Source organism: Acinetobacter marinus, from assembly GCF_900096915.1.
In the GTDB taxonomy this organism is placed as follows: Bacteria; Pseudomonadota; Gammaproteobacteria; order Pseudomonadales; family Moraxellaceae; genus Acinetobacter; species Acinetobacter marinus.
The window spans coordinates 644,887-658,827 of sequence record NZ_FMYK01000001.1; the positions used below are offsets into that span (position 1 = coordinate 644,887).

Genomic DNA, 13,941 nt, shown 5'->3' on the forward strand with positions numbered 1-13,941 from the left:
TCATGCGAAATGCTGTGTTCCTCAAGATAAATATCTATTCATCCTAGACAATCTCACACCAAGATCACACCACATTTTGTAATGCGCATTTTTTACATTGTTCAGTGTGTATCAAGCGCTGTGCCAATATATTTAAACTGATGCACTTAAGTTGTTGGGTTATAAGTTGATGCGATATTGAATAAAGCCTGCATTGTCAGCTAGTCGATCATAAAGCCGTCGTGCCCCATGATTAGACTCATGTGTCAGCCAATACAAACACATACACGGTCTTGCCTGCGCTACAACTTTGACATATTCAATCAAGCGTTGACCAAGCTGTTGTCCTCTTGCCGATGGATCGACATAGAGATCTTGGAAATAGCAATAATCCTCAGCACCCCATGTACTGTAGTGGAAAATATAATGCACAATACCGAGTATCTCATCGCCACATTTCGCAACTGCACAGTGCACAGGTATCTGTTCATCAAAGAAGCGTTGCCAAGTGGTTTCGGTGATTTGGTTTGCTAAAGTCACGTGATAAAACTGTTGATATGCCTGCCAACAGGTGAGCCAGCCTTGATAATCTGTAGCTGATTCAACTTCAATCTGTACCTGTTGTTCGGATGTTGTCGGATGATTTTTGTCATGAATGTCTTTTGATTGCATGTTTTTTAATTGATGGTCTTTTGCTTGCCTAGAATCCATTTTCTTATGCGCCTAGTTATTTTCAAAAAAGTGTTCAACTAAAACCACATCAGCTTAGCCGAAGCTAAGCTGATGTTTAAAATCACATTAAGAATTGTCTATCATGCGCAATGCCAAGACTATTCACTCAAATCGAGGCACATATATTTCATTTCAAGATATTCGTCGATACCGAATTTCGAGCCTTCACGACCTAAGCCAGATTGCTTCACCCCACCGAACGGCGCCACTTCGTTCGAAATCGCTCCAGTATTGATACCAACCATACCGTATTCTAGCGCCTCACCCACACGCCATTGACGTGCTGTATTTTGCGTGAATAGGTAGGTTGCCAGACCAAATTCGGTATCATTCGCCATCTGTACTGCTTCTTCTTCAGTTTTAAAGCGGAATAAAGCAGCCAATGGACCAAAGGTTTCTTCTTTGGCAACTTTCATCGCTTGCGTCACTTCAGTTAAAAGTGTCGGTTCAAAAAAGTTACCGCCAAGGCTTGAGCGTTGACCGCCGACTTTGACCTGAGCACCTTTGCTGGTGGCATCTGCAATGTGCGATTGTACTTTTTCCACTGCGGCGTGATCGATCAGAGGCCCTTGCGTAGTGCCTTCCTCACGACCATCACCAACTTTTAAGTTGGCAACAGCAACGGCAAGTTTTTCAACTAAAGCATCATAAATGCCATCTTGCACATAGATTCGGTTGGCACAAACACAAGTCTGACCGCTATTACGGAACTTACTCGCCATAATGCCTTGCACGGCTTGCTCCAGATTGGCATCGTCAAATACCAATACTGGGGCATTGCCACCCAATTCTAAAGACAGCTTTTTGATGGTTGGTGCACATTGCTCCATCAGAATCCGACCGACTGGGGTTGAACCTGTAAAGCTCAGCTTTTTCACCGTATCGCTTTCACACAGTGCCTTACCGACTTCGCTCGAATCACCACTGATATGCAATAACACATCTTGCGGTAAACCAGCACGTAACGCCAAGACTTCAAGCGCATAGGCTGTTAACGGGGTCAGCTCAGCAGGCTTGACGATCATTGAACAGCCCGCTGCGATGGCAGGTGCTGCCTTACGGGTGATCATTGCCGCAGGGAAATTCCACGGGGTAATCGCCGCTGTCACGCCGATGGCTTGTTTGATCACCAATAAGCGCTGATTCGGCTGAGTTTGTGTCAGGATTTCACCATCGATACGGCGTGCTTGTTCTGCAAACCAACGGATAAATGAAGCCGCATAGCCGATTTCGCCCCGTGCTTCGGTCAAGGACTTGCCTTGTTCCGCAGTCAAAATCTGCGCCAAGGCTTCTTTGTGCTGTTGCATCAAATCAAACCACGCCCAAAGCACATCGGCACGTTGTAATGCGCTTTGTGCTTTCCATGCGGTTTGCGCTTTTTGTGAGCGGGCAATGGCGTGTTCAACCGAGGCACGGTCATGGGTTTTCACCCATGCCAATGTGTCATCAGTTGCTGCATCTTTGACTTCGATGAAATCAGCCGTATCAGGCTGATCAAAGCGAATATCTGGATGCTGTAAAATATCTCTATATTGTGCTTCAAGCATCATCATTACTCTTCAATTATGCTGCTGCAGACAGTGCGAAACCTTGCTTTAAAATCGCCAAACCAGCACGGAACTGCTCTGCAGGAATCGTTAAAGGATATAAGAAACGGATGACATTACCATAACGACCACAAGTCAAAATCAGCAAGCCATTTTGCATTGCATAGTTTTGGATGGCTTTGGCTTGCTCAGCAGTTTCCAGCTCTAGCGCCACCATTGAACCTAAGGCACGAATGTCTTTGACTGTGGTAGAAGATTGTTTCAATTCATTGAGCACGTCAACCAATTCGCTACCCAAAACATTGGCACGTTCACACAAGCCTTCTTCTTCGATCACATCAAGTACCGCATGTGCAGACGCCACAGCGACTGGGTTACCAGCATATGTACCACCGAGTCCACCTGGGTTTGGTGCATCCATCACTTCGGCACGACCAACCACACCTGAGATTGGGAAACCGCCACCAAGACTTTTCGCCATCGTGATCAAATCTGCTTTGGTGTCATAGTAATCCATCGCAAACAGTTTACCAGTACGGGCAAAACCTGACTGTACTTCATCTGCAATGATTAAAATACCATGTTGGTCACATAGCGCACGTAAGCGCTTTAAGAATTCCGCAGGAACGACGTTAAAACCGCCTTCGCCTTGAACTGGCTCGAGTACAATCGCCGCTACATCATGCGCCGCCACGTCTTCGGCAAAAATATCTTCAATGCTTTCAATTGCCATATCCACAGTAATCCCTTTTGATTCAACAGGATAACGTGCGTGGAATACGCCTGCAGGCATCACACCGAAATCACGTTTGTACGGCGCTGTTTTACCTGTCATCGCCATGGTCATGAATGAGCGTCCGTGGAAGCCGTTACCAAAGGTAATGATGCCGTGACGCCCTGTGTACGAACGTGCAATTTTTACAGCATTTTCAACCGCTTCTGCACCTGTAGTGAAGAATGTAGTTTTGGCATCACCAGCGATTGGTGCACGTGCATTGATGCGCTCAGCCAAAGCCACATAGCTTTCATACGGGACAACTTGATACGCTGTATGAGTAAATTTAGTCAATTGTTCAGTAACCGCAGCAATGATTTTTGGATGACGATGACCTGTATTGAGTACCGCAATACCACCCGCAAAGTCGATATATTGCTTGCCTTCTGCATCCCAAATCGTTGAGTTTTCTGCTTTCTCCGCATACCACTGACACATGACACCGACACCACGTGGCGTTGCTTGTTGTTTGCGTGCATTTAGCGCAGAGTGTTTACTGTCCATTTCTCATCCTCATCACAGTGTAATTTGCCAGTTTGATTGGCAACAATTCGTGGCAATAAATAACGCTTTTTGGGGGAAGCTGAACTTCCAAAAAACGCTTTTTGATGCATTCAAATTTACCGCTTTCTGGTCACGAAACGAGAGCCACTTTCTGCAAATCCGACAGAGCCAATTTAACTGATTGTTTTTCTTTTGAATTGCTTAGAACTGTATTTTAACTGATGAAATTTATCGTTTTAAATTCGACGAATACAGCTTAATTGGATGGTACCCATAAAAAATGTAGACCGAACACCCCTTTTTGGGCATTCGACCTACATCTTTTTAGTGTGCATTTAAACGAGTCAAAAGACTAGCCTAAACAAAATTATCCTGGATAAATACCACGTTCTTTACGAGCATTTAAGATGCGCTCGCACGCCACGATATAAGCTGCGGTACGCATCGTGCTACCTGCCTGCTTCGATTTGTGCCATACATCGTGCACCGCTTTGACCATGATCGCATCCATACGCTGATAGATTTCTTCTTCCGTCCAAAAGTAACTGGCAAAATCCTGCACCCATTCAAAATAACTCACCGTCACACCGCCTGCGTTACAGATGACATCAGGCACGACGGTAATGTTACGCTCGGTTAAGATTTCATCGGCATCACTGTCGGTTGGACCATTCGCACCTTCCAAAATCAGCTTGGCATCGATGGTTTGTGCCACATCGACATCGATCACCCCTTCAAGTGCCGCAGGGATAAAGATTTCTGCAGAGACTTTCCAGAACGCATCATTACTGATTTCGTCATTAAACGCATAGCCTTGAATTTTTTTGTTGGCTTGCATATATTCAATCAGCTTCGGTACATCAATACCGTGCTCCTGATAAAGCGTCGCTGAGTGATCTTGGACACAGACCACTTTACTGCCATTGTCATGAAATAATAATGCCGCTTCACTGCCGACATTACCAAAACCTTGCACACAAATGCGTGCATCTTTGAGCTCTAGACCAATTTCGGCAGCGACTTCACGCCCAGAGACATAGACACCACGCCCTGTCGCCTTAACACGCCCCAAAGAACCACCAAGATGTACAGGCTTACCTGTTACCACACCAGTCACTGTACTGCCCGCATTCATCGAGAAGGTATCCATCATCCACGCCATGATTTGACCATTGGTGCCGACATCTGGCGCAGGAATATCTTTTTGTGGTCCGATGATCAGGTTGATTTCTGCGGTATAACGGCGCGTTAAACGCTCCAATTCACGGCGAGAAAGCTGACTCGGATCGACACGCACGCCACCTTTGGCACCGCCAAATGGTAGATTTAATGCCGCACACTTGATAGTCATCCACGCAGACAATGCCATCACTTCATCCAAATTGACATCGGGGTGAAAACGCACGCCCCCTTTACCTGGTCCACGGGTGACGTTGTGCTGTACACGATAGCCCTCGAAATGTCTTACTGTACCGTCATCCATGATCACTGGAATATCGACGATCAAGCTCCGTTTTGGACGGCGGAGCATATCCAGTCGCTCACTTAATTCGCCCAGAAAAGGCGAAACCTTTTCCAATTGTTTAAGATAGTTGTTCCAAGCAGTATTACCTTGACCTGCATAGGTGAGTGAAGGATCGATTGAATTCATAAAATACCCTTTAGACCGATACAATAGAAAATACGCTGTAGCAAATGCAATGCGGAATAAATACACACGATTGAACACAAAACTGGCAGCACGGTGGTCTGCATGGTCAGATCATCAGTTTTTGATACTTAAAATTTTAAATCATCGACGTAAATCGTCGTTTTAAAATCATCCTGATTTCACTTTGGCTTTAAGCAATAATTGTGTATATTCCCTGCGAATGAGTGTACCTCTGCGTATTATCTGTGATCAAGTGCATAAACTGACAAGCTGAGCGTGAAACACCCTACATTTACAGCGACTCTCATTATTTTGCACTGCGCATCACAGCGCTGACGAGAGCCACTTTTTATCTGCTGGAGAGAGCCAATTGCAGCGTTTGTTGGGTGATTTTTTACTACAAAGATTACAACAAGATAGTGATGGAACCCTGCAACAGCGGTTGTTTCGCAGTTTACGCAATGCCATTTTGGATGGTGTGCTCGCCCCCAAAACCAGACTGCCTGCCTCACGTGATCTGGCTAAAGAAATCAAAGTCTCTCGAAATACCGTACTGAGCACTTATGAACAGCTTCAAGCACAGGGTTATGTCGATGCCAGAACAGGTCAAGGCACTTGGGTTGCCGAGCATTTGCCTGAACAATTTCTCAGTAAATCCAATGAAAATCAAATAGATAATAAGCAAAAAAACAACCTTCAAAATAACCATCTGTCGCAGCGTGGCTCGTATTTAATTGGTTATTCTTCCGCCTCACCGTACCAATGGGGCGCCTTTGTCCCAGGTGCACCCGATGTGACCGAATTTCCACATCATATCTTTAGTCGAATACAGAATAAATTAAGCAAAGAACCTGACATTAGTCGTCTGATTTATAGCAATGCGGGGGGCTGTTTAGAGCTTCGTCAAGCATTGGTCGAATATTTGCGCATTTCACGCTCGGTGCAGTGTGATGTCGATCAGATTATCATTACCGAAGGTACGCATCAGGCGATCGACTTGGTCTCTCGCACCCTGACCGATATTGGCGATGAGGTGTGGATTGAAGACCCTGCCTACTGGGGTGCTCGTAATATTTTACGCATTAATGGGGTTAATCTTCGGGCGTTACCTGTTGATCAAGATGGCATCTTGCCCTACTTTGAGCCACAGCATCCGCCTAAGCTGATCTTTGTTACACCATCTCATCAATATCCACTCGGCGCACATCTGAGTCTTGCACGGCGTAAGCAATTGATTGATCTGGCAAGACAACACAATAGCTGGATCGTCGAAGATGACTATGACAGTGAGTTTCGCTTTTCAGGTCAGCCCTATCCGTCCCTGCAAGGTTTGGAGCCTGATGCGCCCGTGATCTATATGGGCACCTTTAGTAAAACCATTTATCCTGCACTACGCATCGGCTATTTGGTGGTACCAAAGCGTTTGTATTCACCGCTTCGTATTGCCGCATCGGAGCTGTATCGTGGGGGACATCTGCTCGATCAAAAAGTCTTGGCGGAGTTTATCCGAGAAGGACATTATGAGGCGCATATTCGGCGGATGCGATTGCTGTATGGCAAACGCCATGCCTACTTAGTCAACCTCATCCAAAAACATTTGGGGCAAGGTTTTCTGCATGAATACAATACCGCTGCGGGTTTGCATCTGATCTTAAAACTGCCCAGTGATTATGATGATGTCCTGATCGCCAGCCAAGCGTTGGATCGTGGGGTCAAAGTCCGTGCCCTATCGCAGTATTTCATTAAGAATTATTCCACCCGACAAAAAGGCTTATTGCTGGGCTTTGCCTGTGTCAACGAGCAAGAAATCTTGGTGGCTTTTGGCATTTTATTGCAATGTCTACGCGAGGCTGGTGTGGAAACGACCTAGTTGTCCATGTTGAATTATTGGCTGTGCGACCGCTTGTCATGCGTTGTTAGCTGTGTTGTTGGTTGTCTTGTTGACTGTATTGCTGTCATTTTTCATTTGTTTTATTGAAAGCACAGTTTTTTCACAATAAATGAATGCGATCTCATTTTACCGCTATTTTAATGGGCAACATGATGTCTGTAAATATTGGCTCCTTGTTTTTAACGCAAAAAACGTGAATTGGCTCCTTTGAATCAGGGCGAAATGGCTCTCGTTTCTGTTACACAAAAAAGAGAAATTACCCCTACAAATTTACCCGCATGTCATTTTCTGGTCATGATACGGTGATTTTTTTGCAACTGTGAAAAAATCACACGACACTTGAACCACCGCTTTGATGGCATGTGCTGGGTATTCAGTTTTAGTTTTAGTGGCTTTGTATTCGGAATTGCTCAACGCTTAATTTCGTCGCTTACGCCCTAAAGACAAAGGGAAAACATATGACAGCACCTCTCAATGCGTCAGAACAATCTTCTGCCAATGGCTTAAATAACGGATTACAGTCACGCCATCTCACCATGATTTCTATTGCAGGGGTCATCGGTGGTTCTCTCTTTATCGGTTCGGGCAGTGTGATCTACTCTGCTGGACCTGCTGCTGTTTTGGCGTATGCCTTTGGTGGTTTGTTGATTTTGCTGATCATGCGTATGCTTGGTGAAATGGCGGTGCTGAATCCAGATAGTGGTTCATTTTCCACATATGCCGATCGTGCCATTGGTCGTTGGGCTGGTTTTACCATTGGCTGGCTTTATTGGTGTTCTTGGGCATTGCTGATGGGTTGGGAAGCCTATGTGGCAGGTAAAATCCTTAACAGTTGGTTTCCATTTATCCCGATCTGGGGTTATATGCTCCTCGTGATCGTGTCTTTGGTCTTGGTCAATTTACAAAATGTCAAAAACTATGGTGAATTTGAATTTTGGTTTGCTTTAATCAAAGTCATCGCTATCGTGATTTTCCTCGTCATCGGTAGTCTCGCTGTGATGCATCTCTGGCCGTGGAGCCAAGCTGGTGCAGTGGGCATGACCCATTTGACTGCTGAAGGTTTTATGCCGAATGGTTTCTCTGCCGTCATTACCGCTTTACTTGGTGTGATGTTCGCCTATATCGGCGCTGAGATCGTCACTGTGGCTGCTGCTGAATCAAAAAATCCTGCACGTGAGATTCGTAAAGCATCGAATTCGGTGGTGTGGCGAATTATGTTGTTCTATGTCGGTTCGATGTTCGTCACTGTATGCTTGATTCCACATGATAATCCACTGCTCAAAGATGCTACATGGGGAACGTATAGTGTCACTTTAACGGCGCTTGGCGTGCCTGAAGCGAAACACATTGTCAATTTTGTGGTACTGACTTCGGTCTGTAGCTGTTTTAACTCGGCATTATATACTTGTTCACGGATGCTATTTTCGCTTGCCAAGCGTGGCGATGCGCCAAAAAGTTTTGCAGGTATCAACCGTAACGGTAGTCCGTGGATGGGGGTATTGATTTCATCCTTATTTGCTTTGCTTGCCACCGTCCTTACCGCAACAGACAGTATGAATGTCTACGATATCTTTATGCTGGCGACAGGTACTGCGGCACTGTATGTTTATCTGACCATTGCCTGCACGCAACTACAAATGCGCAAGAAACTTGAAGCCGAAGGCACGCAGATTGATTTCAAAATGTGGTTATTCCCTTGGCTGACCTATTTGGTGATCTTTTTTATCATCGGCGCACTGATCACTATGTTGATTGAAGGCACGTATTTCAAAGAAGTAACCTACACCAGCTTACTTGCACTATGTATTGTAATCTTGGGCATCTGTGCACAGAAGTTTAATTGGGGGAAAACAGCCGACCAGATCGATACGGAAAATAAGTCGACTGAAAATACCGCTGCAAAGACGTCAACAAACATCTCGGCGTAAATCACATCGAATGTTACCTCAATATTACTGTAAAAAAATCCGATGCTTGATCAAGCATCGGATTTTTATTTTGTGGAATAAAAATATTGATCAATCAAAACGATAAATATCCATGCCCAATGAACCCATACTAAAGCTCGAATGCACCAAACTCATTCTTGACCCAGTACCCATCGCAAAAAATAATGGCGCAAGGTGCTCTAAGGTCGGATGATTTCGGCGCAGAAACGGTAGATTTTTCCAATCTAATACCGATTCATAGTCGCCAGATTGTAAGTACTGCGCCACCGTATTACGAAACTCGCTCGCCCACTCAGGCACATCGGCTTGATCGGACCAGTTCAGCTCTGCCAGATTATGAGTAATGCTTCCAGAGCCAATCAACAACACTTGACGCTCACGCAATACAGCCAACGCTTGACCCAGTTGATAAAGTTGTTTTGCGCTATAAAAGCGTGGCAATGAAATCTGTACCACAGGAATATCGGCGTCTGGATACATATGCAACAGTGGCATCCATACTCCATGATCACGGGGGCGCATGGCATTGGCATGTGCATCCAAGCCCGCATGTTGCAATAACGCAATGATTTCTTCTGCCAGTGCAGGTTCACCAGCCGCTGGATATTGAATTTTGTACAATTCTTCAGGAAATCCACGGAAATCATGCCATGTCTGCGGACGCACAGCTGTACTCACCTCCAGCACATCATCTTCCCAGTGTGCAGATAAGACCACGATCGCTGCGGGCTTTGGCAAATTCAAACGAATGCGCTCCAAAGCTGGACCAACCTGCCCCGCTTCAATCGCCAACATCGGCGAACCGTGAGAGATAAATAAGCCGGGTAAAATATTCATGACCATTCCTGAATGATTGATAGAAAAACAGCATCACCATCTATTGTGCTGTGCTCACCATTTTCATGCAATTCCACGCTGAAAAAAAGCCTGTATATCATCTAACAGCGTTGCATTTTTAATACAGCTTTTGAAAAGGCTTCTTTTTAACAAACAGCGAGGCGACAACAAGCCATTTAAAAATCAGTCTCCTGCATTTTGCTCTAAGATTAAGCGAATCGGCTTATAACTACGGCGGTGCTGTGCTAAGACCCCATGCGCTTCGATGGCTTCTAAATGCGCTTTTGTCGGATAACCATTGTGTTTGGCAAAGCCATAGGCAGGATATTCGGCATCAAGCGTCTGCATCTGGCGATCTCGTGCCACTTTTGCCAAGATACTTGCTGCACTGATCTCTTGATGCAAAGCATCGCCACCGATCACAGCTTCACACGGCAAGCTTAAATCAGGACAACGATTGCCATCTATACGCACCAAATCCGCTTGTACCTTTAAACCTGCAACCGCACGTTGCATCGCAAGCATAGTCGCTTGAAGAATATTAATCTCATCAATTTCTTCATGGCTTGCTTCGGCGATCGACCAAGCCAATGCTTTTTGCTGGATTTCGTCAAACAGCTTTTCACGTTTTTTTGCCGTGAGCTTTTTCGAATCATTCAATCCTTCGATCGGTTGATTGGGATCTAAAATCACCGCCGCAGCCACTACTGAGCCAATCAAAGGACCTCGCCCTGCTTCGTCTACCCCTGCGATGCGTTGAATTTGTGTCATGGTTTTCTCTTACTGCTTAAATTTGAAATGAAATAATTGGCATAAAAAAAGCGAAATCCATCATCAATGATTATTTCGCCTTTTTGTTCACCGATGCAATTCATTACGAGAAAGGCACTGGTGAAATAGAACAAGTGAAATCGCTTATTTCACAAACTCTGAATAACATGCCGTCAATGTTTTTGCGACTGTATTGGCAACGATCTGCGCACGGGCATTTTGATCCACTGCAGCCGTAGCAAGATCAACAGCAGTGACATTTTGCGGTGCTTTTTCACTGACACAGCTACAGATTTTAGTTTCCATTGCCGTTTGTTGTTCCGCCGTCATGGTCAATGCCAACGCACGCCAAGCGTTGTTGCTGTTGAGCTCAGTACGGCATTGGTTGTCCACCGCTGCCTTGAAGATGTTTGAACCAATCGTTGCTGCTGTACCCGCCGTAGTACCTGTGGATGTCCCCGTTGTGGTGGTACATGCGGCTAAACTCATTGAGATTGCGGCCACTGCAAGTAAAACTTTTTTCATCATCATTTCCTTAAAAAAAACAAACCTGTAAAATCATTCACTTAAAATTGATGCATTAAAAATCAATACAGGTCAAAATTATGCCGACTTCTTGGTCATGGCATTTTTACGAATTGTAATCATCACCAATTGTACTGCGGCTGGCGTCACACCTGGAATACGACCCGCTTGTGCCAATGTTTCAGGACGCACCGTATTGAGCTTTTGCGTGATCTCACGAGATAGACCCGAGACAATGTCATAATCAAAATCACTTGGGATTTGCGTTTCTTCTAAGCGTTTCAACTGTGCCACATCTTCATGCTGACGGTTAATATAACCTTGATATTTCACCGCTATTTCGATCTGATCACCGACTTGTGCAGACACCTCTGAATCTGTGAGTTCGGCAATTTGAGCAAAATTAATATTTGGACGTTTTAACAAATCAATCGCAGAGCATTCTTTAGATAAATCTGCACCTGTCATCTCGACAAACTTTTTGCCCATTGGATTATTTGGCGCCGCCCAGAGATGTTGTAGACGTGCTGTTTCAGTCTCAACGGCTTCCATTTTTTCACAGTAAGCATTCCAACGAGTATCATCGACTAAGCCAAGCTCACGTCCAATCTTCGTCAGACGTTGATCAGCATTGTCTTCACGGAGCATCAAACGATATTCAGCACGTGAAGTGAACATACGATACGGTTCTTTTGTACCGAGTGTGATCAAGTCATCGACCAAGACACCCATGTAGGCTTCGTCACGTTTTGGCGTCCATTGCTCCTGATCCCACGCACGACGTGCGGCATTCAAACCTGCAAGCAGACCTTGTGCACCCGCTTCTTCGTAGCCTGTAGTACCGTTGATCTGACCTGCAAAGTACAGGTTATTGATAGCCTTAGTTTCTAAGGTGAATTTTAAGGCTTGTGGATTGAAATAGTCATATTCGATGGCATAACCAGGGCGCAAAATATGCGCATTTTCCATGCCTTTGATCGAACGTACCAATTCAAACTGCACATCAAAAGGCAATGAGGTTGAAATGCCATTCGGATACAATTCATGCGTATCCAAACCCTCAGGTTCGATAAAGACCTGATGTGAATCTTTATCGGCAAAACGATGAATTTTATCTTCGATCGACGGGCAATAGCGAGGTCCAACCCCTTCGATCACGCCTGTATACATCGGTGAACGATCTAGTCCACTGCGAATAATGTCATGGGTTTTTTCATTGGTATGGGTGATATAACAGTTGACCTGCTTAGGGTGCATCGACACATCGCCCATGAATGACATGGTCGGCGATGGGAAATCACCTGGTTGTGCCGTCATCACAGAGAAATCAACTGAGCGAGCATCAATACGTGGTGGTGTACCTGTTTTTAAACGACCAACGGGTAAATTTAACTCACGTAAACGATCAGCCAACGCAATCGACGGCGGATCACCTGCACGACCACCACTAGATTTTTCTAGTCCGATATGAATTACGCCGCCTAAGAATGTGCCTGTAGTCAGCACCACCGTTTTACATTCAAAGCGCACGCCCATCTGCGTGACCACACCTTTGACAGTATCGCCTTCTACGATCAGATCATCAGCGGCTTGTTGGAAAATGTCGAGATTGGCTTGATTTTCTAAGGTATAGCGAATCGCAGCTTTATAACGCACACGATCGGCTTGTGCACGTGTTGCACGTACCGCAGCGCCTTTACGAGAGTTTAAGATACGGAATTGAATCCCGCCTTTATCCGCTGCCAGTGCCATCGCACCACCCAGCGCATCAATCTCACGGACAAGATGTGACTTACCAATACCACCAATTGCTGGATTACAGCTCATCTGCCCCAAAGTTTCGATATTGTGCGTCAGCAACAAAGTCTGTCGCCCCATACGTGCCGCAGCAAGCGCCGCTTCGGTACCTGCGTGACCGCCACCGATAACAATGACATCGTAAACTTTAGGATAATGCATGGCTTAAACACACCAAGAAAATAGGACGCAAAATTATAGCAAAAAAAGCACTTCTCTACGGTAAAATTACAAATTATTTGCGACGATCTTCACAGGCACATTACATATTTTGACAAACTGTTTCACGAAGCCCTAGAAAAACCAATTAACAATGAAAAACTTAGCAGTAATATAGTGAAAGTAATTTAACGTATTAAATGATTTAGCAGTTTCCAATCAGTTAAATTGTTTCCTTATTAAATAGTTATTTTATTAATAATCGCCTTATTAATTGAATAATTTTCTTAATTGAATAATTTTCTGATTAGAAGTTTTTCTGCATTGATAAAGAGGACGTATAGGATGAATACATTAGTTAAAGCATTGTCTGTTTCTGCACTTTGTATGGCGGGTTTTGGTGTAGTGCATGCAGCCGATCCACACGATCAAAAGCAAGTCGCTGTATGTAAGAAAAAATCTGAAGGTGCGCAAGTTTCTTATGCACATAAAGGTGTGATTTATAACGGGACTTGCCAACCAGGTGACAATGGTAAATTGAAATTTAAACCACCAATGCCAGCAGCCAATGCACCAGCACCAATCAGCACCCCAGTGCAAATGCAAGAAAATCAATCTGCGCCGTATCCAGTGCAAGATGCACCTAAACCGATGGTACAACCAGCGCCAGCACCACAGCCCGTGCAATAATATCACTTCATTTTCATCAATGAAGTTCAGAGCATAGCCTAAGCGCTATGCTTTTTTATGCGTATTCATTTTATCAATTCATTTCGTCAATTTTTCTACGGTCTGTTTATTTCTTCTTGTTCATTCCATCTCAT

Annotated in this window: 11 protein-coding genes; 3 read left to right on the plus strand and 8 right to left on the minus strand. The window is 44.8% G+C overall.

Annotated features, from left to right (window positions below):
* Positions 1-159: 159 nt before the first annotated feature.
* From BLQ60_RS02880 to BLQ60_RS02895, 4 genes are all read right to left on the minus strand, one after another.
* The gene (locus tag BLQ60_RS02880; RefSeq protein ID WP_092616059.1) at positions 160-651 is read right to left on the minus strand and encodes a GNAT family N-acetyltransferase; all 492 of its coding nucleotides are present in this window, start codon (positions 649-651) and stop codon (positions 160-162) included.
* A 158-nt stretch (positions 652-809) separates the two neighbouring features.
* The gene (locus BLQ60_RS02885; protein WP_092616062.1) at positions 810-2,258 is read right to left on the minus strand and encodes an NAD-dependent succinate-semialdehyde dehydrogenase; all 1,449 of its coding nucleotides are present in this window, start codon (positions 2,256-2,258) and stop codon (positions 810-812) included.
* A 16-nt stretch (positions 2,259-2,274) separates the two neighbouring features.
* Positions 2,275-3,537: a 4-aminobutyrate--2-oxoglutarate transaminase gene (gene gabT / locus BLQ60_RS02890; protein WP_092615662.1), complete on the minus strand. Its 1,263-nt coding sequence runs from the start codon at positions 3,535-3,537 to the stop codon at positions 2,275-2,277.
* A gap of 367 nt (positions 3,538-3,904) precedes the next feature.
* Positions 3,905-5,188: a Glu/Leu/Phe/Val family dehydrogenase gene (locus BLQ60_RS02895; RefSeq protein ID WP_092615665.1), complete on the minus strand. Its 1,284-nt coding sequence runs from the start codon at positions 5,186-5,188 to the stop codon at positions 3,905-3,907.
* Between the two features lie 370 nt (positions 5,189-5,558).
* Between BLQ60_RS02895 and pdxR the strand changes: the two genes are divergently transcribed.
* Positions 5,559-7,058 carry a MocR-like pyridoxine biosynthesis transcription factor PdxR gene (gene pdxR / locus BLQ60_RS02900; RefSeq protein WP_092615668.1) on the plus strand — a complete coding sequence of 500 codons (1,500 nt, stop codon included), beginning with the start codon at positions 5,559-5,561 and terminating at the stop codon, positions 7,056-7,058.
* 479 nt (positions 7,059-7,537) lie between these two features.
* Complete coding sequence (locus BLQ60_RS02905; protein WP_092615671.1) at positions 7,538-9,007, plus strand: amino acid permease; 1,470 nt, start codon at positions 7,538-7,540, stop codon at positions 9,005-9,007.
* A gap of 90 nt (positions 9,008-9,097) precedes the next feature.
* Here the strand turns inward: BLQ60_RS02905 and BLQ60_RS02910 are convergent, their stop codons facing one another.
* The 4 genes from BLQ60_RS02910 to mnmG all read right to left on the minus strand — a co-directional run bounded on the left by BLQ60_RS02910 (position 9,098) and on the right by mnmG (position 13,120).
* A complete protein-coding gene (locus BLQ60_RS02910; protein WP_092615673.1) occupies positions 9,098-9,871 on the minus strand; it encodes a DODA-type extradiol aromatic ring-opening family dioxygenase in 774 nt (257 codons plus the stop codon).
* Between the two features lie 177 nt (positions 9,872-10,048).
* Positions 10,049-10,636, minus strand: coding sequence for a ribonuclease HII (gene rnhB / locus BLQ60_RS02915; RefSeq protein WP_092615676.1), 588 nt, complete (start codon positions 10,634-10,636; stop codon positions 10,049-10,051).
* Positions 10,637-10,780: 144 nt separating this feature from the next.
* Positions 10,781-11,161 (minus strand): hypothetical protein, encoded by a 381-nt coding sequence (locus BLQ60_RS02920; protein ID WP_092615679.1) that lies wholly within the window; start codon positions 11,159-11,161, stop codon positions 10,781-10,783.
* A 78-nt stretch (positions 11,162-11,239) separates the two neighbouring features.
* Complete coding sequence (gene mnmG / locus BLQ60_RS02925; RefSeq protein ID WP_092615682.1) at positions 11,240-13,120, minus strand: tRNA uridine-5-carboxymethylaminomethyl(34) synthesis enzyme MnmG; 1,881 nt, start codon at positions 13,118-13,120, stop codon at positions 11,240-11,242.
* Between the two features lie 342 nt (positions 13,121-13,462).
* Between mnmG and BLQ60_RS02930 the strand changes: the two genes are divergently transcribed.
* Positions 13,463-13,807: a hypothetical protein gene (locus BLQ60_RS02930; protein ID WP_092615685.1), complete on the plus strand. Its 345-nt coding sequence runs from the start codon at positions 13,463-13,465 to the stop codon at positions 13,805-13,807.
* Positions 13,808-13,941: the final 134 nt, after the last annotated feature.